The organism is Cellulophaga baltica, assembly GCF_018861125.1.
In the GTDB taxonomy this organism is placed as follows: domain Bacteria; phylum Bacteroidota; class Bacteroidia; order Flavobacteriales; family Flavobacteriaceae; genus Cellulophaga; species Cellulophaga baltica_A.
Genome location: NZ_JAHKQN010000015.1, coordinates 98,288 through 125,046 on the forward strand (window position 1 = coordinate 98,288; position 26,759 = coordinate 125,046).

General features: G+C 31.1%; 25 protein-coding genes. 17 read left to right on the forward strand and 8 right to left on the reverse strand.

Features of this window, described 5'->3' with window-relative positions; all coding sequences use genetic code 11:
• The first annotated feature begins 28 nt into the window (after positions 1 to 28).
• The 12 genes from menD to KO500_RS06670 all read left to right on the forward strand — a co-directional run bounded on the left by menD (position 29) and on the right by KO500_RS06670 (position 13,197).
• Positions 29 to 1,780, forward strand: a complete 1,752-nt coding sequence (gene menD, locus KO500_RS06615; protein WP_215955734.1) for a 2-succinyl-5-enolpyruvyl-6-hydroxy-3-cyclohexene-1-carboxylate synthase — start codon at positions 29 to 31, stop codon at positions 1,778 to 1,780.
• Between the two features lie 41 nt (positions 1,781 to 1,821).
• Positions 1,822 to 2,166, forward strand: coding sequence for a DUF2853 family protein (locus KO500_RS06620; RefSeq protein WP_215955735.1), 345 nt, complete (start codon positions 1,822 to 1,824; stop codon positions 2,164 to 2,166).
• A 120-nt stretch (positions 2,167 to 2,286) separates the two neighbouring features.
• A complete protein-coding gene (locus KO500_RS06625; protein ID WP_215955736.1) occupies positions 2,287 to 3,117 on the forward strand; it encodes a CvfB family protein in 831 nt (276 codons plus the stop codon).
• A gap of 149 nt (positions 3,118 to 3,266) precedes the next feature.
• Entirely contained in the window at positions 3,267 to 3,860 is a 594-nt protein-coding gene (locus KO500_RS06630; RefSeq protein ID WP_215955737.1) for an SPOR domain-containing protein, read from the forward strand.
• Between the two features lies 1 nt (position 3,861).
• Positions 3,862 to 4,770, forward strand: a complete 909-nt coding sequence (menA, locus tag KO500_RS06635) for a 1,4-dihydroxy-2-naphthoate octaprenyltransferase (protein ID WP_215955738.1) — start codon at positions 3,862 to 3,864, stop codon at positions 4,768 to 4,770.
• Between the two features lie 38 nt (positions 4,771 to 4,808).
• Positions 4,809 to 5,576, forward strand: a complete 768-nt coding sequence (locus KO500_RS06640; RefSeq protein ID WP_215955739.1) for a LytR/AlgR family response regulator transcription factor — start codon at positions 4,809 to 4,811, stop codon at positions 5,574 to 5,576.
• Positions 5,577 to 6,032: 456 nt separating this feature from the next.
• Entirely contained in the window at positions 6,033 to 7,991 is a 1,959-nt protein-coding gene (locus KO500_RS06645; protein WP_215955740.1) for a sensor histidine kinase, read from the forward strand.
• Between the two features lie 20 nt (positions 7,992 to 8,011).
• On the forward strand, positions 8,012 to 8,692 hold the full coding sequence (locus KO500_RS06650) for a metal-dependent hydrolase (protein WP_215955741.1): 681 nt from the start codon (positions 8,012 to 8,014) through the stop codon (positions 8,690 to 8,692).
• 49 nt (positions 8,693 to 8,741) lie between these two features.
• The gene (locus tag KO500_RS06655) at positions 8,742 to 9,794 is read left to right on the forward strand and encodes an o-succinylbenzoate synthase (protein WP_215955742.1); all 1,053 of its coding nucleotides are present in this window, start codon (positions 8,742 to 8,744) and stop codon (positions 9,792 to 9,794) included.
• A complete protein-coding gene (locus tag KO500_RS06660) occupies positions 9,785 to 10,726 on the forward strand; it encodes a CPBP family intramembrane glutamic endopeptidase (RefSeq protein WP_215955743.1) in 942 nt (313 codons plus the stop codon). Before KO500_RS06655 ends, KO500_RS06660 begins: the two co-directional genes overlap by 10 nt.
• Positions 10,726 to 11,796: an AMP-binding protein gene (locus KO500_RS06665; protein ID WP_215955744.1), complete on the forward strand. Its 1,071-nt coding sequence runs from the start codon at positions 10,726 to 10,728 to the stop codon at positions 11,794 to 11,796. Before KO500_RS06660 ends, KO500_RS06665 begins: the two co-directional genes overlap by 1 nt.
• 54 nt (positions 11,797 to 11,850) lie before the next feature.
• Positions 11,851 to 13,197, forward strand: a complete 1,347-nt coding sequence (locus KO500_RS06670) for a M24 family metallopeptidase (RefSeq protein ID WP_215955745.1) — start codon at positions 11,851 to 11,853, stop codon at positions 13,195 to 13,197.
• Here KO500_RS06670 and KO500_RS06675 read toward each other — a convergent pair.
• Positions 13,194 to 14,822 carry an acyl-CoA carboxylase subunit beta gene (locus KO500_RS06675; RefSeq protein WP_215955746.1) on the reverse strand — a complete coding sequence of 543 codons (1,629 nt, stop codon included), beginning with the start codon at positions 14,820 to 14,822 and terminating at the stop codon, positions 13,194 to 13,196. The two genes, KO500_RS06670 and KO500_RS06675, sit on opposite strands and share 4 nt — an antisense overlap.
• A gap of 83 nt (positions 14,823 to 14,905) precedes the next feature.
• Here KO500_RS06675 and KO500_RS06680 point away from each other — a divergent pair, with 83 nt between their 5' ends.
• From KO500_RS06680 to ettA, 3 genes are all read left to right on the forward strand, one after another.
• Positions 14,906 to 15,889 carry a Gfo/Idh/MocA family protein gene (locus KO500_RS06680; protein ID WP_215955747.1) on the forward strand — a complete coding sequence of 328 codons (984 nt, stop codon included), beginning with the start codon at positions 14,906 to 14,908 and terminating at the stop codon, positions 15,887 to 15,889.
• A gap of 86 nt (positions 15,890 to 15,975) precedes the next feature.
• Positions 15,976 to 16,152 carry a CAL67264 family membrane protein gene (locus tag KO500_RS06685; RefSeq protein WP_252732450.1) on the forward strand — a complete coding sequence of 59 codons (177 nt, stop codon included), beginning with the start codon at positions 15,976 to 15,978 and terminating at the stop codon, positions 16,150 to 16,152.
• Positions 16,153 to 16,225: 73 nt separating this feature from the next.
• A complete protein-coding gene (gene ettA, locus KO500_RS06690; protein ID WP_215955748.1) occupies positions 16,226 to 17,917 on the forward strand; it encodes an energy-dependent translational throttle protein EttA in 1,692 nt (563 codons plus the stop codon).
• A 77-nt stretch (positions 17,918 to 17,994) separates the two neighbouring features.
• On the opposite strand, the gene KO500_RS06695 is transcribed toward ettA, so the two are convergent.
• On the reverse strand, positions 17,995 to 18,795 hold the full coding sequence (locus KO500_RS06695; RefSeq protein ID WP_215955749.1) for an MBL fold metallo-hydrolase: 801 nt from the start codon (positions 18,793 to 18,795) through the stop codon (positions 17,995 to 17,997).
• A 10-nt stretch (positions 18,796 to 18,805) separates the two neighbouring features.
• Entirely contained in the window at positions 18,806 to 19,273 is a 468-nt protein-coding gene (locus KO500_RS06700) for a GNAT family N-acetyltransferase (protein WP_215955750.1), read from the reverse strand.
• Positions 19,274 to 19,428: 155 nt separating this feature from the next.
• On the opposite strand from KO500_RS06700, the gene KO500_RS06705 reads away from it, so the two are divergent.
• A complete protein-coding gene (locus tag KO500_RS06705; protein ID WP_215955751.1) occupies positions 19,429 to 20,316 on the forward strand; it encodes a hypothetical protein in 888 nt (295 codons plus the stop codon).
• Between the two features lie 77 nt (positions 20,317 to 20,393).
• Here KO500_RS06705 and fumC read toward each other — a convergent pair whose 3' ends face one another.
• Positions 20,394 to 21,791 (reverse strand): class II fumarate hydratase, encoded by a 1,398-nt coding sequence (gene fumC, locus KO500_RS06710; RefSeq protein WP_215955752.1) that lies wholly within the window; start codon positions 21,789 to 21,791, stop codon positions 20,394 to 20,396.
• Positions 21,792 to 21,934: 143 nt separating this feature from the next.
• Between fumC and KO500_RS06715 the strand changes: the two genes are divergently transcribed.
• On the forward strand, positions 21,935 to 22,108 hold the full coding sequence (locus tag KO500_RS06715; RefSeq protein ID WP_215955753.1) for a hypothetical protein: 174 nt from the start codon (positions 21,935 to 21,937) through the stop codon (positions 22,106 to 22,108).
• Between the two features lie 71 nt (positions 22,109 to 22,179).
• On the opposite strand, the gene KO500_RS06720 is transcribed toward KO500_RS06715, so the two are convergent.
• The 4 genes from KO500_RS06720 to prfB form a co-directional block, all read right to left on the reverse strand.
• On the reverse strand, positions 22,180 to 24,651 hold the full coding sequence (locus tag KO500_RS06720) for an outer membrane beta-barrel family protein (protein ID WP_215955754.1): 2,472 nt from the start codon (positions 24,649 to 24,651) through the stop codon (positions 22,180 to 22,182).
• Between the two features lie 3 nt (positions 24,652 to 24,654).
• Positions 24,655 to 25,125 carry a hypothetical protein gene (locus KO500_RS06725; RefSeq protein ID WP_215955755.1) on the reverse strand — a complete coding sequence of 157 codons (471 nt, stop codon included), beginning with the start codon at positions 25,123 to 25,125 and terminating at the stop codon, positions 24,655 to 24,657.
• A 117-nt stretch (positions 25,126 to 25,242) separates the two neighbouring features.
• Positions 25,243 to 25,584, reverse strand: a complete 342-nt coding sequence (gene arsC, locus KO500_RS06730) for an arsenate reductase (glutaredoxin) (protein WP_215955756.1) — start codon at positions 25,582 to 25,584, stop codon at positions 25,243 to 25,245.
• Between the two features lie 33 nt (positions 25,585 to 25,617).
• A protein-coding gene (gene prfB / locus KO500_RS06735; RefSeq protein ID WP_215956044.1) for a peptide chain release factor 2 occupies positions 25,618 to 26,716 on the reverse strand; the annotation gives its coding sequence in 2 pieces (ribosomal slippage) (positions 25,618 to 26,652 and positions 26,654 to 26,716; 1,098 coding nt in all).
• Positions 26,717 to 26,759: the final 43 nt, after the last annotated feature.

Consider the following 26,759-nt stretch of genomic DNA (forward strand, 5'->3'; position numbering starts at 1 on the left):
AATTAGAAATTATAGATAGTATTGTAAAATGAAATACTCAACAATACCAACAGCACAAACAGTTGCTTATTATTGTAAAAAATACGGAGTAAAAGATATTGTTATTTCTCCGGGATCAAGAAATGCCCCTTTGACAATTAGTTTTACTGAAGATAGTTTTTTTACGTGTCATAGTATTGTAGATGAACGCTGTGCTGCATTTTTTGCATTGGGTATGGCTCAGAATCAACAAAAACCTGTAGCTATAGTTTGTACATCGGGTAGTGCATTGTTAAATTATTATCCTGCAATTGCTGAAGCTTTTTATAGCGATATTCCAGTAATTGTTATTTCGGCAGATAGACCTAGTTATAAAGTTGATATTGGTGACGGGCAAACTATTCGCCAAGAATATCTATTAGAAAAGCATATTGGATATTCGTCAAATTTAAAACTTGATGTTTCACATGCTACTCAAACCATTAAAAATCAATCAGATTTAATTGATGAAACGATTGCTATTGAGAAACAGCAAGAGTTTGTGCAACAGTTTAATGCTTCAGAATTGAACAAGGCATTTCAGACAACCTTAAAAAGAAAAGCTCCAGTACATATTAACGTGCCATTTGAAGAACCTTTGTATAATACGGTTGCAGTTGCTGATAAACAATTAAAGTTAGTTGAATCAATTATAGAGGAAAATGAAATTGAACAATTAAGCGATTATATTGAAGTATGGAATTGTGCTAAAAGAAAATTAGTTTTAGTGGGAGTGAACACTCCTAATGCTGTAGAACAAAAATATTTAAATGTTTTAGCTAATGACCCTTCAGTAATTGTATTGACAGAGACAACATCAAATTTACACCATAATAATTTCTTTGCAAGTATTGATAGTCTAATTGCTCCGATAGAAAAATCAGAAAATAAAGAAAAACTTTTTAATCAGTTACAACCAGACATTTTATTGACGTTTGGAGGTTTAATTGTATCAAAAAAAATTAAGAACTTTTTACGTACTTATAAGCCAAAACAACACTGGCATGTAGATGATAAAAAGGGATATGATACGTTCTTCTCGTTATCTCATCATTTTAAAACTCCTGTTAATCAATTTTTCAAACTCTTTTTAAACGATGAGAAATCTGTTGAGAGTACTTATTTTTTATTTTGGAATAAAGTCCGTAATCATTATGAAAATAGGAGAAAGGCTTACTTAAACACAATTCCTTTTTCTGATATGTTGGCTTTTTCGAGAGTTGCAACATCAATACCTGAAAATTATCAATTGCATTTAGCAAACAGTTCAACGGTTAGGTATGCACAGTTGTTTGATATTCATGAAAGTTTAGAAGTATATTGTAATAGAGGTACAAGTGGTATAGACGGGAGTACTTCAACAGCAGTTGGTGCATCAATATACAATGAAACACCAACATTATTAATCACGGGAGATTTAAGTTTTTTATATGACAGTAATGGCCTGTGGAATACAGCTATTCGATCAGATTTTAGAATTATTGTGATGAATAATGATGGGGGTGGAATTTTTAGAATATTACCAGGCCAAGAAGATACTCATAATTTTGAAACCTATTTTGAAACCCGACATAGTGTGTCTATTAAAGCATTGAGTGAAACCTATAATTTTGAGCATAAGCTTGTTAGTAACGAAACTGAGTTAGAAAACGCATTGAATAATTTTTATAAACAAAGTTTAAAGCCTAAGATATTAGAAATTAAAACGCCTAGAATTATCAATAATAAAATTTTGCTTAGTTATTTTGATTTTATATCTTAGGCAAACATTAATTAATTATTTAAAATTGAACACTAACTATTATGAGTAAAAGAGATGATTTAATCGTAAAGTACGCGGCTGACATTAAAGAAAAATTAGGAGAAACTCCAGATATGGATTTTTTAACTAAAGTAGCGATAGGTTTAGGACCTGCTATTTATAATGTAGATGCATCTAAGGTTTCAGGTAGCGATGAAAAAGAGCTAGAAACTGTAAAGAAAAACTTCTTAATGAAAAAATTAGGAATGCCAGAAAGCGACGATATGATGCCTGCAATCAAAAGTGTTTTAGAAAAGTATGGTTCTTCTAACAGAAACAAGCACAGAGCTGTTGTTTATTACATGCTAGCTAAGCACTACAAGAAAGAGTCTGTTTACGATAAATAGATTGTAATATAAATTTTTTAAAAACCGTTTCATTTTATGAAGCGGTTTTTTTGTTTTAATAAAACGCTACTTCCTCTTTAGTTTTGATAGAAATAAGCTTATAAAATGTATTTTTGCAATATGATAGAATTAGGAAATTATAATACACTAGAAATTTTAAGAGACACTAGCGTAGGTTTGTTTTTAGGTGACGATGAAGGTAATGATGTTTTGTTGCCAAATAAGTATGTTCCTGAAATGTATGAAATAGGTGATAAACTAAATGTATTTTGTTATTTAGATTTTGAAGAAAGACCTATTGTAACCACTTTAACTCCTCATATCATTAGAAATACTTTCAAACTGCTAAAAGTAGTAGAAGTGAATAATATTGGTGCTTTTTTAGATTGGGGACTTGAGAAGCATTTGCTTGTTCCTTTTCGTGAGCAACGTATACGTATGCAAGAAGGACAATGGTATGTTGTGTATTGTTACCTCGATGAAAAATCATTCAGATTAGTAGGTTCAAATAAATTAGACAAATTTTTAGATAACGAAGAGTTAACTGTTGAGGTTAACGAAGAGGTTGATTTGGTGGTAACTAGGCAGGGTGATTTAGGTTGGGATGTAATTATAAATAACCAACATAAAGGTTTGGTGTATACGGATCAGGTGTTTAAAAAAATAGCAGTAGGAGATACTTTAAAAGGCTATATAAAAAATATAAGACCTGATAATAAAATCGATGTTAGCTTAAAAGCTATTGGTTATGAAAGTGTAGAGCCTGCGGCAAATATTGTCTATCAAAGATTGCAAAAAGAGGGTGGTTACCTAAATCTTCATGATAAATCTTCACCAGAAGAAATTAGTGCTAAACTACAAATGAGTAAGAAGATATTTAAGAAAAGTATAGGTACTTTATACAAAGACAGAAAGATACAGATTAAACCTGATGGTATATATTTAAGTTAATATCGTGATTATTTAACACTTCGTCTATAATAATATGATTTACAGCTAAATAAATAACACCATATATTGATTGTTTATGAATTAATATATATTTTTATATTAATATAATTAAATAGATTAGAAACCTCCAGCTTAAAACAGAGATCTATATGCCGTTTATTGAAGAAAGTGATTTATTTGAGTTACATAAAGATATTGACAAATCTCAAATATTGAATGAAAGATTGTTAGATCAAATCAAGTATAAAAATAAAGAGTTAAAAAGAAATAGACTTCAGAGAAATATACTGGCAGGTTTTACAGGAATATTTCTTTTGGGTACCTTGGCTTTATATTCTTTTTCTGCAGGTATGCGAAGTAAAAATAATCCTGAAACAAACTTATTAGTCTCAATTGATAGTTTAGAAGTTATTAAAAACCGAATTGATAATTTAAAAGAGAAAAACGAAGAGCTGAGTAATGTTAAAGAATTTTATTTAGCAAAAGAATTTTTAGATAAAGAAAAAATATATTCAGTGCAGGTAAAGTCATTTGTTGATAATAATATGACATTAGCTTCTGAATCACTTACAAACACTTTATTTGTAAAAGCAAATTCATTCTACACTTATTCTCTAGGTAATTTTGAAACTATTGAAGAAGCAAGAGATTTTAGGTTTCAATTAGTAAAAATGGGTTTTCCGGATGCATTTGTAGCATCGTATCAAAATGGAAAGCGTTTAAAAATAGAAGACCCGTATTAGTTTGATTAAATTAAAAGCTTGGGTTAATGCCGCTAGATTGCGTACATTACCCTTATCTATCTCTGGGATTATTGTAGGTGTTGCTCTTGCACATTTTTACGGTTTTCAAAATTGGCTAGTTTTTACATTAGCTATTCTTACAACAATTAGTTTTCAAGTAACATCTAATTTTGCCAATGATTATGGTGACGGTGTAAAAGGGACGGATAATGATGATAGAGTAGGGCCTAAAAGAGCATTGCAGAGTGGTATTTTGACACAGGGTGAGCTGAAAAAAGGAATTTTAATATCAGTTATAATTGATATTATTTTAGCTATTGTACTTTTATATACTGCATTTGGTATAGAAAAATTAAAGTTTATAATCCTATTTTTAGGTTTAGCGCTTTTAAGCATATGGGCAGCTATAAAATACACCGTGGGTGATTCAGCCTATGGTTACAAAGGTTTAGGCGATATTTTCGTTTTCTTGTTCTTTGGACTTTTGGCTGTTTTAGGTTCAATGTTTTTGTTTACAAACTATATAACATTAATAGCTTTTTTGCCCGCAATAACGGTTGGTTTATTAAGTGCAGGAGTTTTAAATTTAAATAATTTAAGAGATGTGTATTCAGATACTAAAGCAGGTAAAAATACTATAGTTGTAAAAATGGGTTACGAGAATGGTAAGATATATCATTATACGTTACTAGGTATTTCTTTTCTTTGCATGCTATTATTTAGCCTCTTAACATTTACAATGTGGTTTAACTTTTTGCACTTACTGGTATTTATCCCTATAGGTTTACATGCGCTAAGAGTTAAAAAAACAAAAGATTCAAAGTTGTTAGATCCTGAGCTAAAGAAGTTAGCGTTAAGTACCTTTTTTCTTGCGCTTACCTTTTATATAAGTTATAATATTTTTTCGTAGCTTTGATTTAATAATCACACTATAAACATAAAGTTAATTTGGAACAGCCTATTAAAATTCTTATTGTAGAAGATAATGTCATTATTGCGGATGATATGCAATCAATGTTAGAAGAGATCGGCTATGAGATTGTTGATAATGTTATTGTTTATGAGCAAGCGGTTGAGGTTTTAAAAACCCAGCAGGTAGATCTAGTTCTAATTGATATTATTCTTGCATCTGATAAAACAGGAATAGACTTAGGAAAGCATATACGTGCAAATTATAATATTCCTTTCATTTTTGTGACCTCAAACTCAGATCGTGCAACTGTAGAAAATGCAAAAACAGTAAAACCAAATGGTTATTTAGTGAAACCTTTTGAGCAACAAGATTTGTATACCTCAATTGAAATTGCACTTTCTAGTTTTAACTATAATGAAAAAGGTAATTCAGGAAATACAAAAAATGATGCGCCTGTTAATGAGGAAGACAAGCTAATGTCTAATTCAGTTTTAAAAGATTCTATATTCGTTAAAAAACAACATTTATATTATAGAATTCAATTTGGTGATATTCAATTTATAAAAGCGGATAACGTTTATTTAGAAGTTAATACTGCTGATAAAAAATTCTTAGTACGATCACCTTTAAAAGATTACTTAGAAAAATTACCTTCTAATAAATTTTATAGAGCACACAAATCATATATAGTAAACGTTGACCATATTGAGGCAATCAACTCAAAAGATATCATGATTAACAATAATCTTATTCCAATATCAAAAGAATTTAAAGAGTTCATAATCTCTGCAATGAATTCATAAAACATATCAATTACACATTGAAGTTATTTTAAAAGGCTGATTATTCATAATCAGCTTTTTTTATGGTAAAAAATCGATGAATTACACAAATCAAAACTAATTTGAAACTTCACCACAATTTTTGGCTTTTACACAACAATAAAAATTAAAATTCAAATCATACCACTACATTTGAAGTGTAAAATAATAAAGATCCCAAATCTTATCATTTTCATATATAGTGTTCGTTTATAAAGGCCAGGCAATTAATTTGTTTGGCCTTTTTTAATTTCAATTAAGTTGTAAGATGGTTTAGGGTATAAATATTAGCAATATTCCACATTAAAACTCACTATATGTTATGTTTACTTTTTTTATGTTGTGAATTCATATTATTGGATTAATTTTACAGTAAATAAAAATTTAACTCTTAAAGCTCTTTGATTTACAAGGTCTTTTATATAAAATCAATTTAATTTGTTTAATAAAAAAACATACTTACTTCTGTTTTTTCTCTTGTTGGTGTCAAACATTTTTGCCCAAAACTCCTTAGATGAGCCAGATAACCCTTTTGTAGATTTTCAAATTATCTCAAATTCTTCTGACAGATTTGCCCTTTTTTACAGTGCAGAAAATAGGTACAGTCAAAATTCAGCTTTTGATTGGAAAAAAGCTTTAGAAGAGTATATAGATAACGCTGCATATAAGAGAGACACATCAAGTTTATTTGTTTATAAAACAATGCAAAGTCAGGTTTTATATGATTTAGGTGAATACTCAAAAAGTGTTGCACTAGCCAATGAATTATATAAAGATGGATCTGAAAAAGAAATTAAGTATAAAAAAATATTATTAGAACTTTTAGATAAAAATTACGAGAAATTAAAGTTGTATGTAAAGCAATCAGAAGTTCGTAAAGAAAAAAAAGAATTAGGAATTACGGATAACATATCATTTTACGATATCTATTCAAATTTAGGCTTACCAGGTAGAGCGAGGAATGATTATATTCAAGAAAAAAGTAAGTCTTTAGATCCAGCTGATTATTACGGTAACGCAGTTTATAACAATAATATTGGTAATTATTTAAGGTTAGACAAGTCACAGCCTGTTGCCTTAATTCATTACAGAAAAGCAGAATCGTTTATTGATCTTTATTTAAAAGATGTTATTGATGTAAAAACAGAAAATCAAATTATTAAAGCAACCTTACTGAAGGGTAAAATATATGGAAATATAGGTAAATGTTTTGCTGATATAAAAGAGTTTGATAAAGCCATACCTGCTTTAAAAGAGAGCGTGAAAATTATCGGTGAATATAGAATGGGCGTTCATTCTTCAGAATTATTAGAAAATACTCTTTACCTAGCTGATTGTTATTTACAGACTAATGAAGAAAAAAAGGCGAAGGAATTATTAGATAAAGATTTTCGTTTTTTACAGTCAGATTATATTTTGAAAAGAAATAGACTTTTAGCTGCATATTATGATAAGATAGGAGCATATGAAAAAGCTTCATTTTATTACAAAAAGAATATAAGAGTAAGAGATTCAATAGCATCAAGTGAACAAACTATAAACTCACAGCAGTTAGAGGCTATTGTGCAATCAGAACTTGAAAATTCAAAAGCATTATATTTAGAATCTAAACAGAATTTGGAGCTGAAAAGTATTGAAATGGAAAAAATAAACAGTACTATTAGTACTGTTTACATTTCATTAGTATTTGTTCTTTTAGGTTTTGCAGGCCTTGTTTATGCATATTTGCGTAGTATTAAGGTGCAACGAATAATCGTAAAGCAAAAACATATAATTGAAGCTTCATTAGTAGAAAAAGATTCACTTTTAAAAGAAATACACCATAGAGTTAAAAATAATCTACAAATGGTATCAAGTCTTTTAAGTTTACAAACTAAGAATACCAAAAGTAAAGCAGCTATTCAAGCATTAGAAGAAGGTAAGAGTAGGGTTAAAGCTATGGCATTAATTCATCAAAAATTATATCAAAATGATGATTTGTCGGTAATTGAAATGCAAGGGTATATTGAAAGTTTGGTAAACAGTATTCAATCAGTTTACAAAAAAGGTGGACATAAAATTAATATTAATATTGATGCCGATGATGTTGAGTTAGATATTGACAGAGCGATACCTTTCGGATTGATATTAAATGAATTAGTGTCAAACTCATTCAAATACGGTTTTCCTGATGATGAACAGGTTGGAAGTATAAATATTCATTTAAGAAAAGAAGAGGGGGTAGATGGCTTTTTTGAATATACAGATACGGGTGTTGGTATGCCTGAAGATGTTGAAGAACGCTCTGAATCTTCAATGGGAATTAGATTAATGAAACGTTTAGTAAACCAATTACAATCAAACTTAAATATTGATAAGAAAGATGAAGGCGTACGTTTTTGGTTCAATTTTAAATAACATATAATAATTATTTAGCGATGAAAATTGTTTTTCTTGGTCATGCAAGTTTATTTATACAAACAAAATTAGCAACTATATTAGTTGATCCTTTTATCTCAGGTAATGAGTTAGCAAAAGATTTAATTAATATTGATGAATTGAAACCAGATTATATACTTGTTACACATGCGCATCAAGATCATGTTTTAGATGTTGAGCAAATAGCGAGACAATCTAACGCAACTATCGTTAGTAACTATGAAATTGCGGGTTATTATGAGAAAATGGGTTTTAAGACGCACCCAATGAATCATGGTGGTAGTTGGAATTTTGATTTTGGAAAATTAAAATACGTAAATGCTATTCATACATCTTCTTTTGCAGATGGTACTTATGGTGGTGAGCCAGGTGGTTTTATATTAACAGCAGACGAAAAAAATATTTATATAGCTGGTGATACAGCTTTAACAATGGATATGAAATTAATACCATATTCGTATACTTTGGATTTAGCGGTGTTGCCAATAGGTGACAACTTTACAATGGGTGTTGATGATGCTGTAATAGCTTCGGATTTTATTGATTGTGATACCGTTTTGGGTTATCATTATGACACTTTTGGTTATATAAAAATAGATAAAGAAGAGGCAAAGAAAAAGTTTGCGTTTGAAGATAAAAAACTACATCTTCTTGAGATAGGAAAATCAATTTTAATATAATTTAGCTTGCTTAAAACATTTAAATTATGGTTAAATTTGACCATAAGTTATGCAAGCATTTTACAAAAAATACATTTTAGATTTCAAAAGACCAAGCGGTACTTCGCGTGGTATTCTCAATCAAAAAGAAACCTGGTTTATTATTTTAAAAGATGAGAATAAGCAAGGTATTGGTGAATGCGGTATTCTCAGAGGTTTAAGTATTGATGATATTCCTAATTATGAAGAAAAGCTTAAATGGACTTGTGAAAATATTCATTTAGGTAAAGATTTGTTATGTAGCGCATTAAAGGCTTATCCAAGCATACAATTTGGTGTAGAGCAAGCTTTTTTATCTTTAAAAGCTGAGAATCCATATATTTTATTTCCTTCAAATTTTACAACAGATAAGAAGCCAATAGTTATAAATGGCTTAATTTGGATGGGAGATGAATCTTTCATGCTTGAGCAAATTCAACAAAAATTAGAAGAAGGTTTTAGTTGTATAAAAATGAAAATAGGGGCTATTAATTTTGAAACAGAAATTAAACTTTTAGCTTCCATTAGAAAAAAATATACAAAAAATCAAATAGAACTACGTGTTGATGCTAATGGAGCTTTTCCAATAAATGAAGCATTAGATAAACTTCAAATTCTATCGGAATATAATTTGCATTCTATTGAGCAACCTATAAAACAAGGTAATGCTATTGAAATGGAGAGATTATGTGAAAAAACACCTTTGCCAATTGCTTTAGATGAAGAGTTAATTGGAGTATTCGGTGTAACAAAAAAGCAAGAGTTACTACAAACAATACAACCACAATATATAATTTTAAAACCAAGTCTGGTAGGTGGTTTTAAAGGTAGTGAAGAGTGGATTTCAATTGCGAATAGTATGAATATAAAATGGTGGATTACAAGTGCGCTTGAAAGCAATGTTGGTTTAAATGCTATAGCGCAATGGACTTACACATTAAATAGTAAACTGCCACAAGGTTTAGGTACAGGTAGTTTATATACTAATAATTTTGAAAGTCCATTAACGGTATCTAATGGAAAGCTTTTATACGATAACGCTAAAGATTGGGAAAATAATTTAATTAAAGATTTATGTATATAGAACAAGGGTACAAAAGTAAATATGATATTATTAAATATATTGTAGGTTGTATTATAATTATTTTTGGATGGCAGATATTAGGTGGAATTCCAATAGTACTTGCGATACTTTCAGAAACCCTTCAAGGTAATGAGGCTCCATTGACAATTTCTCAAATGGCAACTACTTTTGGTTCTAATTTGTTTTTAGTGTTAATGCTTCTATCTTTTGTAATTGGTTTGGTAAGTATTTTTTTAGTTGTAAAACTGTATCATAAACAAACAATTACAGCTTTGACCACTTCCCGAAAAAAAATAGATTGGAAGCGTGTTTTTTTTGCTTTTACAGTTTGGGCTGTAGTTTCTATTGCGATGACTTTGGTTGATGTTTACTTGTCTCCTGAAAATTATATTCTAAGTTTTGAATGGAATAAATTTTTAATACTTCTATTGATTGGTGTGATTTTAATTCCATTGCAAACAAGTTTCGAAGAGTATTTTTTTAGAGGTTATCTAATGCAGGGAATTGGTCTTATGTCAAAGAAAAAGTTTGTGCCATTATTAATCACTTCCACAATTTTTGGTTTGATGCATATTTTTAATCCTGAGGTTAGTAAATTGGGTTATGGAATTATGGTCTATTACATAGGAACGGGTTTTTTTCTAGGAATCTTAGCTTTAATGGACGAGGGAATAGAATTATCATTAGGATTTCATGCTTCTAATAATTTAATTACTGCTCTTTTGGTAACAGCAGATTGGACAGCTTTTCAAACAAACTCTATTTATACTGATGTTTCAGAACCAGTTTTGGGTTGGGACGTTTTTATTCCTGTTCTAGTCATTTACCCTATTTTACTATTTATTTTTTCTAAAAAATATGGATGGACTAATTGGGAAGAAAAATTAGCTGGTGATGTACTTTCTGAAGAAGAATTTTTGAAAATTGAATAATGCAAGTTTCTTATAAAAATATTCACCCAGAATTTAGATTAAACGGTCTCAAATTTTCTAAAGAAGATTTGAGTGAGGTTGGTTATAGTTTAATTAAAGAGGGGGAAACTTTTGAAATTGCAATTGGTAACTTTCTGTTATCGTGGTCTAATGATTCTCCAGTTTTAGAAGTAAACACCTCTGGGTCAACAGGAGTGCCAAAGACAATTATTTTAGAAAAGCAATACATGGTAAATTCCGCTATTGCAACAGGTGAATTTTTCAATTTAAAACCTACAGATACGGCTTTACTATGTTTACCATGTAACTTTATTGCAGGTAAAATGATGCTAGTTAGAGCTATGATTTTGGGTTTGCAATTAGATTATGTGCCATCCAGTTCAGAGCCTTTAAAAGACGTGGTAAAGGCTTACGATTTTGGAGCAATGATTCCTTTGCAACTAGAAAACTCATTAGTCGAAATAAATCAAATTAAAAAATTAATCGTTGGTGGAGCTAAAATGTCTGACAATTTAATAAGTCAAATTCAAGGTTTAAAAACAATGGTTTACGAGACTTATGGGATGACAGAGACAATTACACATATAGCCATAAAAAAAGCAAACCATAAAACCTACAAAATTGAAAACTTTAGAGCTTTGCCAAATGTGCGTTTTTCTGTAGATGGCAGAGGTTGTTTAGTTATTGATGCAGAAAATATTTCAGATGAAAAGGTAGTTACAAATGATTTGGTGAACTTATTATCTGATAAAGAGTTTGAATGGTTAGGTAGGTTTGATTCTGTTATAAATTCTGGAGGTATAAAACTTTTTCCAGAAAAAATCGAGTCCAAACTTTCATCTCTAATTCACGAGAATTTTTTTGTTGCAGGAATTCCTGATGCTAAATTAGGACAAAAATTAGTTTTATTAGTTGAAGGGAATATTGATGCAGTTAAAACTTTAGAATCAATAAAACTATTGAAGTCTCTTGGCAAATTTGAAATACCTAAAGAGATTTTTACTTTAGACTCTTTTGTTTGGACGGATAACGGAAAAATTCAAAGGAGTAAAACTATAGCTAAGCTTTAATTTTACTTAGCATTAAATATATTTTGTATTTTCAGGTTTAAAAACCAACCTATTATGAGAATACCTATTCTTTCTTTTTGTTTATTGTTTTGCATTTATAATTTTGGACAACAAATTCTTCCTGAAAATGAAAGAGCAGTTGTAGTTGACGAAATTCTTGAAGAACGCTTTAATGTGTTACTTCCTGAACTTATGGATGCCGCCGGGTTAGATATGTGGTTAGTTATTTCTAGAGAGTATAATGAAGACCCTGTAATTAAAACTATGTTACCTGCAACTTGGTTAAATGCTCGTAGAAGAACAATTCTTTTATTTTATAGAAATAAGAATAATAATACTATTGATAAATTAGCTGTTGCACGTTATAATGTTGGTGAAAGTATAGTTTCTGCTTGGGATAAAGAGAAGGAACCAGACCAATGGAAAAGATTAATAGAGTTAATTGAAGAAAGAGACCCGAATAAAATTGGGCTTAACTTTTCAAAAGATCATAATATAGCGGATGGTTTAGATAAGACGGATTATGATGAGTTTATGAGCTATCTGCCTAAAAAAATGCATTCTAAAGTTGTTTCAGCGGAACAGTTGGCTGTAAGGTGGATAGAAACACGTACGCCTCGTGAAATGATTATTTACAATCAATTAGTAGATATTACACATGATATTATTTCAGAAGCATTCTCAGAAAAAATAATTACACCAGGTGTAACTACAACGACAGAAATAGAGTGGTGGTTACGCCAAAAAGTAACAGATTTAGGTTTGAAAACTTGGTTTCATCCAACGGTAGATGTACAACGTAGTAGTGAAGAGTTGGTTGATCATTTATATTCTTTTTCTGGAAGGCCAGATGATTTAACTATTTTACCAGGAGATTTGTTGCATTGTGATTTTGGTATTACTTATTTAAGACTGAATACTGATTGTCAAGAATTGGCTTATGTTTTAAAGCCAGAAGAAAAATCTGCCCCTAATTTTTTAATAGATGGTTTAAAAGAAGGAAATAGAGTTCAAGACTTTTTAACTAAAAATATGATTGAAGGTCAAACTGGAAATGAGATTTTATCAAAATCTTTAAAAGAAGCAAGAGATTCAGGTTTGCGACCTGCAATTTATACGCATCCTTTGGGTAATTATGGCCATTCTGCTGGCACAACTATTGGGATGTGGGATTCTCAAGGAGGTGTTATGAAAGATGATGGTGAGAATTATCCTCTAAATAAAAACACCGTTTACGCTATAGAATTAAATACAACCATCACAATTCCTGAATGGAATAGGGATATTCGTATTATGCTTGAAGAAGCTGGTTTCTACGGTGAAAACGGATTTAGATATGTTAATGGTCGTCAAACCGAATTATTGCTAATCCCAAGGGTTAAAAAGCATTTAGGCAATTAAACTTGAATAACTCCTAAATTAAAACGAGTTTCTATAGGTGCATGGTTTGCAGCATCAATTCCTGTTGAAATCCATTTTCGGGTATCTAAAGGGTCTATTATTGCATCTGTCCATAAACGAGAAGCAGCATAATATGGAGACACTTGATTGTCATATCTGTTTTTAATTTTATCATATAATTCAGCTTCTTTTTCAGGGGTAATTTCTTCACCTTTCTTTTTTAATGAAGCTTTTTCAATTTGGAGTAAAACTTTAGCGGCTGAATTACCACTCATTACAGCAAGTTCTGCACTTGGCCAAGCAACAATAAGTCTTGGGTCATAAGCTTTACCACACATTGCGTAATTCCCTGCTCCGTAGCTGTTGCCAATAATAATGGTAAATTTTGGTACAACAGAATTACTAACGGCATTTACCATTTTAGCACCGTCTTTAATAATGCCACCGTGTTCACTTTTGCTACCCACCATAAAACCAGTAACATCTTGTAAAAATACCAGTGGAATTTTCTTTTGGTTGCAATTTGCTATAAAACGAGTAGCTTTATCGGCACTATCAGAATAAATTACACCACCAAATTGCATTTCACCTTTGGTTGTTTTAACAACTTTCCGGTGGTTTGCAACAATACCTACAGCCCAACCATCAATACGAGCATAGCCTGTTAAAATTGTTTTTCCGTAACCTTCTTTATATTGTTCAAAATCTGAATTATCAACCAAACGCTTGATAATTTCAAGCATATCATACTGGTCAGTTCTTGATTTTGGTAATATTCCGTAAATGTCTTTAGGGTCTTTTTTTGGTTTTTTTGGAGTAACTCGGTTGTAACCAGCCTTTTCAAAATCTCCAATTTTACTCATTATATTTTTAATAGTATCAAGAGCATCAGCATCATCTTTAGACTTATAATCCGTTACACCACTAATTTCGCAATGCGTTGTAGCACCACCCAATGTCTCATTATCAATACTTTCTCCAATTGCAGCTTTTACCAAGTAACTACCTGCTAGAAATATACTAGCTGTTTTATCTACAATTAATGCTTCGTCACTCATAATTGGTAAATATGCGCCACCAGCAACACAACTGCCCATTACAGCAGAAATTTGAGTAATACCCATGCTACTCATTTTTGCATTGTTTCTAAAAATGCGTCCAAAATGTTCTTTGTCTGGGAAAATTTCATCTTGTAAAGGCAAGTAAACACCAGCGCTATCTACTAAATATATAATAGGAATTTTGTTCTCTATAGCGATTTCTTGTGCTCTTAAATTCTTTTTTGCGGTAATCGGGAACCAAGCACCAGCTTTTACAGTAGCATCATTAGCAACAACAATACATTGTTTGCCTTTTATATAGCCAATTTTTACAATTACACCGCCAGATGGACATCCACCATGTTCTTCATACATTCCATCACCAACAAATGCTCCAATTTCAACTGTATTTGCCTTATCATCTAATAAGAAGTCAATACGCTCGTGGGCAGTCATCTTGCCTTGAGCATGTTGTTTTTCTATTCTACTTTTTCCGCCGCCTAGCTTTACTTTTGCTAATCTTTTTTTCAATTCAGAAAGAAGTAATTTATTATGATCTTCGTTTTTATTGAAGTTGATATCCATTGGTAATTTAATTTCTTTATAGGGGGTATAAAGATAAAGATAAGGACTAATATTTGTTAACTTTGAAAAACTAATTTAAGATAATGAAACAAAATATTCGTTGGGGTGTAATTGGGTTGGGTAATATTGCGCATAAGTTTGTGAAAGATTTACAATTGGTGGAAGGTGCTAATTTAACCGCTGTAGCATCTAGAAGTATTGAAAAGGCAAAAGAATTTGCTTCAATATATAATGCGAAAAAGGCTTATGGTGGTTATCAAGAACTTTATGAAAGTGAAGAAGTTGATGTAATTTATATAGCAACACCACATTCTTTTCATGCAAATATTGCTATTGAAGCAATGAAAAATGGAAAACATATTTTATGTGAAAAACCATTGGGTGTAAATTCAATTGAAGTGCATAAAATGATTGCCACAGCTCAAAAACATAAGGTGTTTTTAATGGAAGCATTGTGGACACGTTTTAATCCGTCAATAGTTAAAATTAAAGAACTAATTGCACAAAATGTTATTGGCGATATTAAATATATTCATGCTGATTTTGCGTTCCAAGCTTTAGATAGATCAGAAGATGGCAGATTGTTAAATCCAAATTTAGCCGGAGGCTCTCTTTTAGATATAGGTATTTATCCCATATTTTTATCTTATTTATTATTAGGTAAACCTAATGAAATACAGGCATTTTCTAAAATGTATAAAACAGGGATAGAAGTGCAAACATCAATGATTTTTGATTTTGAAAGTGCTCAAGCCACATTATATAGTGGTTTAAACTCGAAATCAGATATGAAAGCTACTATTTCAGGTACAAAAGGCAGTATATTTATACAACCACGGTGGCATGAAACTCAAGGGTTTTCTGTTGAAATTGATAGTGAGCTTATGGAGTATGATTTATCAACAACAGGAATGGGCTTTTATTACGAAATACTTGAAGTTCAAAACTGTATAAGCAGAAATAAGATTGAAAGTGAATTATGGAGCCATCAAAACAGTAAAGATTTAATAGGTTTAATTGACTCAGTACGAGCTAAAACAGGGGTTGTATTTCCTTTTGAGAACTAATTTTTAGTTTTTTCTATCTTGAAAATTACTTTAAAATAACGATATTTGATGCTACCAACTAACAAAATGTAAATGATATTATGGGAATGAATAAAAATACTGTGCTTTCATGGGCAACTTTTATAATGATTTTTGTAGGTCTATCTTTAATCGCTCTTGGGGCTTTTCGCTATAATGAAGTAGCAGGATATGGTTTTGCGGCAGTCGGCATAGGTTTCTTAGCAATAGCATGGGTTTTTAATGCGCTTAAGGGAAGGGTTTAATTTTTTAAACGCAACTTAAATATTACCACTATTAATTAGTTTTTTTTATTTCATCTAAAAACATTTTATAATTATGTCTGACGATAAGAAAGTAATTTTCTCAATGTCTGGGGTTACTAAAACCTTTAAAACAGCGAATACTCCTGTTCTTAAAAATATATACTTAAGCTTCTTCTATGGCGCTAAAATTGGTATTTTAGGTCTGAATGGTTCGGGTAAATCAACACTTTTAAAAATTATAGCAGGAGTTGATAAAAACTTCCAAGGAGATGTTGTTTTCTCGCCAGGTTATAATGTTGGTTATCTAGAACAAGAGCCAAAATTAGACGAAGAAAAAACAGTTTTAGAAGTAGTAAAAGAAGGTGTTGCAGAAACGGTAGCTATTCTTGATGAATACAACAAAATCAACGATATGTTTGGTTTAGAAGAGGTGTATTCTGATGCTGATAAAATGGACAAGCTTATGGCTCGCCAAGCAGAATTACAAGATCAAATTGACGCTTCTAATGCTTGGGAGTTAGATACGAAGTTAGAAATAGCAATGGATGCTTTACGTACACCAGATTCTGATAAAAAAATTGGGGTACTTTCTGGTGGTGAACGCAGACGTGTTGCTTTATGTCGTTTATTATTACAAGAACCTGAAATTTTACTTTTAGATGAGCCAACCAACCATTTAGATGCAGAATCTGTACATTGGTTAGAACATCATTTAGCAGCTTATAAAGGAACTGTAATAGCAGTAACGCACGATAGATATTTTTTAGATAATGTTGCTGGTTGGATTTTAGAATTAGATAGAGGAGAAGGTATTCCTTGGAAAGGAAACTACTCAAGCTGGTTAGATCAAAAATCTAAGCGTATGGCAGATGAAAGTAAAACAGCATCAAAACGCCAAAAAACATTAGAACGAGAGTTAGAATGGGTACGTCAGGGAGCAAAGGGTCGTCAAACAAAGCAAAAAGCTCGTTTGAAGAATTATGATAAATTAATGAGTCAAGATCAAAAACAACTTGATGAGAATTTAGAAATATACATACCTAACGGTCCACGTTTAGGTACAAATGTTATTGAAGCTAAAGGTGTAAGTAAAGCTTTTGGTGATAAATTGCTGTACGAAGATTTGAATTTTAATTTACCCCAAGCTGGTATTGTAGGTGTTATTGGCCCGAATGGTGCTGGTAAAACAACAATATTTAGAATGGTAATGGGTGAAGAAACACCTGATAAAGGAGAATTTGTAGTAGGTGAGACTGCGAAAATAGCTTACGTAGATCAAGCGCATTCAAATATAGATCCTGAAAAAACAATTTGGCAAAACTTTAGTGATGAGCAAGAACTAGTAATGATGGGTGGCCGTCAAGTAAATTCTAGAGCTTATTTAAGTAGGTTTAACTTTTCGGGTAGTGAGCAGAATAAAAAAGTAAATATGCTTTCTGGTGGTGAACGTAACCGTTTGCATTTAGCTATGACTTTGAAAGAAGAAGGAAACGTATTACTTTTAGATGAGCCAACCAATGATCTTGATGTAAATACTTTACGAGCTTTAGAAGAGGGTTTAGAAAATTTTGCTGGTTGTGCAGTAGTTATTTCTCACGACCGTTGGTTCTTAGATCGTATTTGTACACACATATTAGCTTTTGAAGGAGATTCTCAAGTATATTTCTTTGAAGGATCATTCTCAGATTATGAAGAAAATAAGAAAAAGCGTTTGGGTGGTGATTTAATGCCAAAACGTATTAAGTATAAGAAGTTGATTCGATAACTAAAATTAATCGACCGTTTAAAACTAAAAAGCTCCTAAGAAATTTCTTAGGAGCTTTTTTATATAGTATGTTTTGTTTAGTATTCCTCATTCGGGTACCAATCTAATTGAATAACTTCAATTTCTGGGTCACCTTCATTTACTAATTTTTTAAATTTAGCTACATCACTTACATCAGGTTTTCCTCTGTAGTGGTATGGGTATACTTTTTTGGGTTTAAATTCAATTACAGCACTAGCTGCATTTTCTTCAGTCATTGTATAAGGTAAGTTCATACAAATAAAAGCGATATCAATATTTTTTAAAGCACGCATTTCTGGTATGTCTTCGGTATCACCTGAGATGTAAACTCTTTGTTCATCTTTTTCTAGAATATATCCATTACCACGGCCTTTTGTATGAAATTTTAATGCTTCTTCACGCAAATTGTACATTGGCTTAGCTGTAATAGTTAAACCATGAATAACTTTTATATCGTCATTGTTTAAAATAGACAATTTAGAGGCATAAGATTCTGGTAATTTTTCAGCAACCGCTTGCGGAACAATAAATGTAGCGTTAGAAGTATCTAAACTATCAAGTGTTTCTACATTTAAATGATCACCATGAATATCAGTAATCAAAATTAAATCTGGTTTTTTTTGAGCTTTGTAAGCCTCAGCACCACCAACAGGGTCTAAATAAATTGTAGTTTCTCCCCATTGAAACACAGCAGAAGCATGTTCAATTGGTGTAATTTGAAATTCAGCCTCTTCTTCCGGCATTTCTTCAGCAGTTTTAACCACTTCTTCTTTCATTGTTTCAGCTTTCTTTTTTTTGCCTTCTTTACATCCTATTAATAAGACGCCAAAAGCAATAAATGGTATTAGCTTTTTCATAATAAATAATTTATATATTTAATTTTAGTTCCATTTTAATATCACTTCTTATATAAGGTAAATCTTTTTCAAGTTCAACTTCAATAAAACCGTATTTCTTGTAAAGGTATAATGCATGCGTTAATTTGGTGCTTGAATAGAGTATTATTTTATCCCATTTGCTTTTTTGAGCATATGTAATAGAAAACTGTATTAATTGCTGTCCAATATTTTTGCCTTGATAGTTTTCATCAACTGCCATTTTTCCTAATTCATAGGTAAAATCATTAATTTTTAAAAATGAAAAACAGCCAACGATAATATTATTATATTTAGCTAAAAAAATTACACCTCCTTTTTTTATAATGCTCTCTTCGTAATTTTCTAAAATCTCAACGTCCTTATTTTCAACATGAAAATACTTTTTTATCCAAGCAATATTTAAATCTTTAAAATTACTGGCATATTTATTTTCAAACGGAATAATATGTAGTGACATTATATTTTTATCATTTTATCGATAAAGTTAATAAATTGATGAACTTTTTTTAGTCAAAAAATCTAAAAATTGAAATTTATCGTATATATTTCCGATACAAACAAACAGCTTCATTTTTGGAGCATAACTAAAATAAAATTTTAATTTTTAAAATTATGGCAGAAACTAAAAGCAATAATGGACTAAAAGTGATTGCTGGTCTTTTACTTTTATTATTAGTAGGTTTAGTGTTTTACACAGTAAGCTTGTACAAAGACAAACAAGATAATACAGCAAAACTAACAAATGAAAAAGATGCGGTAGTACAAGATTTAACAAGCTTAAGATCAGAATATGATAAGGCAATTTTAGAAAGCAACGCTACTAACGAAGAGTTGGTAACAGCTAGAGATAATATTGCAAAATATATTGACTCTGTAAAAACAATGAAGTTAGATATTTCTGCTTTAGGAAAGTATAGAAGACAAGTTACTGTACTTACAAGAGACAGAGATCGTTTAATTAGAAAGGTTGATTCGTTAACTCGTTCTAATGCTATGATAGCAATGGAAAGAGATAGTACATATGTTGAATTAGAGAAACAAACTGTTTTTAATGATTCATTAGTAGTGCAAAATACACAATTAGCTGATGTAGTAGAAAGAGGTTCTGCTTTAAATATTTCTAAATTAGCTGTTGATGCAGTTAAAGAACGTAATAGCGGTAAATTAGTTTCTACTTCAAGAGCAGGAGCAACAGATAAATTTAAAGTTTGTTTTACATTAACAAACAATAGTATTGCTCAAGCAGGTGATAAAGAATTTTATATTGAGGTTTTAGATCCTCAAGGTAATGTTTTAGGTGAAAGCTACTCAAGAACTGCTGAATCAGGAGCTTCAGTAACATACAGTAAAGCTACAGCTTTCTATTATGAGAATGCAGCATTAGATGTATGTGATTATATTAACAAGCCTTCTGGTGATTTCCAAAAAGGTAATTACATGGTAAATGTTTATGATAACAAACTTAAATTACTAGGTACTAGTAAATTTACTTTAAAATAAGAACACTATCCATTAGCAAAAAAGGGGTAATCTTTAATTAGATTACCCCTTTATTTTTGTATTAAATTATGTTCGGTTTAGTCAAGACTACCAACCATATTTTCTGGTTTTACCCATTCGTCATAATCTTCAGCAGAAACATATCCAAGGTTAACAGCTTCTTCTTTTAATGTTGTACCGTTCTTATGAGCTGTGTTTGCTATTTCTGCAGCTTTATAATAACCAATTTTGGTGTTTAAAGCAGTAACCAGCATTAATGAGTTATTTAGTAATTGTTTTATAACTTCATTATTTGGCTCAATACCTGCAGCACAATTAACTTCAAAACTTATGCAAGCATCACCAATTAACTCTGCTGATTGCAATATGTTAGCAGCCATCATTGGCTTAAATACGTTTAATTCATAATGACCTTGTGTGCCACCAACACTAACGGCAACATCATTACCCATAACTTGAGCACAAACCATTGTCATGGCTTCACATTGTGTAGGGTTAACTTTTCCTGGCATAATAGAACTACCTGGTTCATTTGCAGGAATAATGATTTCACCAATTCCTGAACGAGGACCAGAAGCCATCATTCTAATGTCATTAGCAATTTTGTTTAGTGAAACAGCTAATTGCTTTAAAGCTCCGTGACTTTCAACAATTGCATCATGCGCAGCTAAAGCTTCAAATTTATTTTCAGCAGTTACAAAAGGTAATTCCGTAAATTCTGCAATATATTTTGCAACTAAAACATCATATCCTTTTGGAGTATTTAACCCTGTCCCAACTGCAGTGCCACCCAAGGCAAGTTCTGCTAAGTGAGCTAAAGTATTATCTAAGGCTTTTAAACCGTGATCTAATTGCGAAACGTAACCAGAAAACTCTTGTCCTAAAGTTAGGGGAGTAGCATCCATTAAATGCGTACGACCAATTTTTACAACATTTTTAAATTCTACTGATTTTTTATGAAGAGTATCTCTTAATTTTGTTACTCCAGGAATAGTTACTTCAACTATTTTCTTGTAAGCAGCAATATGCATCCCAGTTGGGAATGTATCGTTTGATGATTGAGATTTGTTTACATCATCATTTGGTTGAATTGTTTTTTCACCTTCACCAATTACTTTACCAGCAATTTCATGAGCACGGTTTGCAATAACTTCATTAACGTTCATATTACTCTGTGTACCTGAACCAGTTTGCCAAATTACTAAAGGGAATTGATCGTTATGTTTACCAGCTAAAATTTCATCGCAAACTGCTGCAATTAGATCTCTTTTTTCTGTACTTAAAACACCTAACTCTTCATTAGTATACGCTGCAGCTTTTTTCAAATAAGCAAAACCATAAACGATATCTAATGGCATTGATGCTACAGGTCCAATTTTAAAATTATTTCTAGAGCGTTGTGTCTGTGCTCCCCAGTACTTGTCTGATGGGACTTCAACATTGCCCATGGTATCTTTTTCTATTCTGAAACTCATAAGTATTATATTTTAAGTTACACAAAGATATTGCATTATGCATTTTTTTTTGTTGTCTTTTAATATTTTATAGATTTTTTTTTGTTTTCATTTGTACTATTCATCTTTTTCAAAGTATCTTTGTAATAACAAAATTTATTATCATGTTTGACTTTGACCAATATTTAGGTTTTCTTGCTTTTGGAACTATATTATTAATCGGATTCTGGTTAATGATTTTCTTATTAACTTTTGTAATCCCTTACTGGGTAGGAGGTTCTATTTTAGAGGTTTTAAAAGAAAAACGTGACGCTAAAAAAGCAAAATTAAAAGAGTAATCTTTTTAAATATATAGTAAAACAAAAAAGAAGCCAATTGGCTTCTTTTTTGTTTTATAGACTTTCATATTTTAAAAATCTCCTTCATCATCGTCTCCACCACCTTGTTGTCTTTCTTTAGATTTGCCTTTTGGTTGGTTAAATCTATACATGAAACCTAATGTAATTTGTCTTTCTCTGTATTGTAATTCAGAATCAGAAGTAAAAGTGTCTGATTGAGTAAAAGATCTTCTTACAGCAGAATTGAAAACATCTCTAACATTAAAACTAAGTGTACCATTATCTTTAAATACATCTTTACTAAAAGCTAGTGTTAAGAAGAACATACCCTCACTTTTTGTTTGTGAAGTTTCACTAGGCCCTCTATAAAAAGCATTAGTTTGCCATTCAACTTTTGCAGGTAAAGTTACTTTAGAACTTAATCTTGAAAACCAACTAACATTTTCAGTACCGTAATCAACATCATTGAAAACTCCTTCAGTTTTAAATTGGTAAATATTTACACTACCGTTTAAACGCAACCATTTTGCTGGGCTATATAAAAGACCTGCTTCGGCACCAATACGCTCGTTTGATGATAAGTTTATTGGTATGGTTCTTATTATATCAATACCATCATTAGTTTGTTCTCCAGTTTCTTCTTGTATACGCTCAAATGAGTTAGTTTCTTTTTGATAATATACAGATGATGTGAATGTAATTTTTTTCCATCTTTTTAAATAACCAACATCAAATGCATTTGCATAGGCAGGGTCTAAATCTGGGTTTCCTTGGAAAACGTTTGTCGTACTTGTTCTAGACGGGAAAGGGTTAATGTAACGACCTCTTGGTCTATTAATTCTTCTGTTATAACCTACAGATACACTTTCCATATCATCTAGTTCGTAAATGAAGTTTACTGTAGGGAAAAGTCCTAGGTAATTTTTGTCAAAGTTTAAATCAATGTCATCTCCAAAAGTTTCGGCTAAAGCATCTTCATCATATTCAGATTCTACTTTACCTTTTAATTGAGTATTTTCAAGTCTTGCACCTAGTAAAAATGAAAAATCTCCAAATTTATTTCCGTATTGAGTGTATAAAGCATTGATGTTTTCGTCGTAAGTAAACTTATTAGTTAGTTCTAAGTTAGTTTGAAACTCACCAGTATTTATATTTATAGTGTCTAATTGATAGTCTGATATGCTTTGTTCAAAATTACCACGGTAACCCGCTTCAAATTGAGCATCTCCCATTGGTAAAACATAATCTACTTGAAATAAATATTCGTTTTGAGTTTCGTCTTCATAAATATTTTCTTGGGCTATAATCTCTGTAGTAGGGAAAGTATTGTTTTCGCTAATTCGTGTTAAGATGTCTTCATAATCATAAGAATATTGAAAATCACCAGTAAGTTTATGACCATCATCATCAAAATTGTTTACGTAGTTTAATGAAACTTGAAGGCTTTTGTCATCTTCCTTTTCATCTTGTATACGGAATGTTTCTTTTTCTAATACACCATCATTAAACATATCACTATCTGTTTCTGTAATATCAGATTCATCTGATAAACGACCAAAGACACTACCTGTAATAGACGATTTTTCAGTAATAAAATACTCCATACCTAAATTGGCGTTAAAAGCTTTATCTTCTCTTTCAATATCTCTGTCTTCCGTTACACGATCAAAATCACTTGAAGTATAGGTGTTGTCATAAAAAGCATTTCCTGGTGGTTGTCGGAATGTATATCCAAACGTAGTAAAAACATTAAATTTATTAGTTCTAACATTTAAATTAGTACTTACTTGGCTAGAATTAGGGTAACCAATAGTAGTATTAACAGAACCGTTAAAACCAAGTGTTTTTTCTTTTTTAAGAACGATGTTAAGAATACCAGCGGTACCTTCGGCATCATAACGGGCAGAAGGACTTGTAATTACCTCAACTTTTTCAATAGCATCGGCAGGTAATTGGCTTAGTGCATCTGTAGAACCGAAACCTGACATGGCTGATGGTTTACCGTTTATAAGAATTCTAACATTTTCATTACCTCTTAAGCTAATAGCTCCTTCAACATCAACAGTGACAGATGGAACATTGTTTAATGCGTCACTTATATTAGCGCCACTATTAGTTAAATCTTTACCAATATTATATATCTTTTTATCTAAACGAACTTCAACAGTAGTTTTCTCTCCAACAAGTTCAATTTCATCTAATTGAGATACATCAGGAGAAAGTTTTATTGTTCCTAAATTGATAGATTTTGTTAAGTTTTGATTTGCAACTAGGTATGATTTATACCCAATATATTCAATTCTAATATTGTATTTACCGGGTTGTGCTTCAACAGCATACTTACCATATTGATCAGTAATGCCTCCGGTTACTTTATTAAGGTTGTCTACACGTTGTAAAACTAATGTAGCATATTCTAAAGGTAGGTTAGTCCCTTCTTCTAAAACTGTACCAGAAACTTTTATTTGGCTTGAGTTAGTTGCTTTTTGAGCAAAAATGGTTGTGGTTGTTAATAATAATAGAATTGGCAGCAGTTTTCTCATAATTTAGTCTTCCTTTTTGTCTTTTTTCTTTTTCTTCTTTTTGGTTTTGAAGCGATCTTTTTGAAGCTTTTTAAAAGCATCATATTTTTCTTCTGGTAAACTAGTCTTTAACTCCTCATCTTGTTCTTTTTGAATTTTTTCAATTGCTTCTCTAGTTTTCTCTGGTTCAAGCTTTAAAATTTGTAGTTCAATACGTGCTTGTACACTTTTGATTAATGAAGTTCTAACAATTGCCTCTTCAAAAGGGTTTAAGCCTAAAGATTCTGTGATGTTTGGCATCTCTAAGTCAACAATTTGATCAGCCGTAAGAGGGTCTGGTTCTTCAGGTTGAGATGTAGCTTGAGGGATAGAATTTCTTTGACTTCCGTATCCTCTGTTACCGTAGCCATTCCCGTAACCGTATTGAGCTTGCAGTTCAGTATAAGTCCCGAACATGATTAAAATCGCAATTAAAAGTTTTGAGTATGTTTTCATAGTTTAGTTAGTTTATAAGATGATTAAAAAAGCCAAAGGTTTAATTAACTAAGGTTAAAGCTTTGTTAAAATAGTTAAGCAATAATTAATCCAAAATTAATTTTGTTTTTATAATTGCTATAAGATAGTACTAATATCGCTAGGCGGTCTGCCAATTACAGCCTTAGAATTATTAATTACAATAGGTCTTTCAATTAATTTTGGATGTTCAGTTAATGCTTTTATTACCTCGTTTTCAGATAGTTCTTTTCCTTTAAATTTCTCCTTCCAGATAGGTTCATTTTTACGAACTAAATCTATTGCCGGAATATTTAAAAGTTTTAAAATAGCTTTCAACTCTTCTTCTGTAGGAACATTATCAAGGTATTTTATAACTTCAAACTCCTTACCAGAATCTTCTACAATAGCTAAACCTTGTCGAGATTTTGAACATCTTGGATTATGGTATATTTTAATCATAGGTGTATATATTTTATAAAAAAGCAAAAAGAATTATTCTTCTTCTTTTTGCCCCATCATCATTAAATATGCTTTTAAAAATTTGTTTATATCGCCATCCATAACAGCATCAACATTACCCGTTTCAGTTGCTGTACGAACATCTTTTACCAGTTTATAAGGGTGCATAACATAATTTCGAATTTGTGATCCCCATTCAATTTTCATTTTAGAAGATTCAATTTCTTGTCGTGCTTCCATTTTTTTACGCAACTCAATTTCGTATAATTGAGATTTCAACATTTTTAATGCCGTAGCTCTGTTATCATGTTGAGAACGAGAGTCTGAACAAGAAATTTGAATACCCGATGGTTTGTGCGTTAATTGAACTTTAGTCTCTACTTTATTCACATTTTGCCCACCAGCACCAGAAGATCTAGCGGTAGTAATTTCTATGTCAGCAGGGTTTACATCAATTTCAATACTGTCATCAACCAAAGGGTATACGTATACAGATGCAAATGAGGTATGACGTTTAGCATTACTATCAAAAGGAGAAATACGTACCAAACGGTGCACGCCATTTTCGCCTTTTAGCCAACCAAAAGAAAATTCACCATCTATTTCTAAGGTTACAGTTTTAATACCTGCAACATCACCTTCTTGGTAATTAAGTTCTTTTACTTTGTAACCGTTTTTTTCGCTCCACATCATATACATACGCATAAGCATTGCGGCCCAATCACAGCTCTCAGTACCACCAGCGCCAGCAGTAATTTGAAGTACAGCAGGTAATTCGTCACCTTCTTCAGAAAGCATGTTTTTAAACTCTAGATTTTCAATAACATCTAAAGCTTTGTTATATTGATTTTCAACTTCTGATTCTGAAACTTCACCTTCTTTTAAAAACTCAATCAATACTTCTAAATCATTTACAAGAGTTTCAGAAGAATTATAATCATCAACCCACTTTTTTTTAGATTGAATAAATTTCATGTGTTCTTGAGCCTTCTGGGCGTCATCCCAAAAGTCTGGAGCTAAAGTTTTTTCTTGCTCGTTTTCTATTTCAATAAGTTTCGCATCAACGTCAAAGATACCTCCTTAACGCACCAAGGCGATCTAAAAGACCTTTGTAGTGGTCTGTAGTAATCATCATTCTAATATATTTTCAACAAAAATAAGCTTCTTTTTATGGT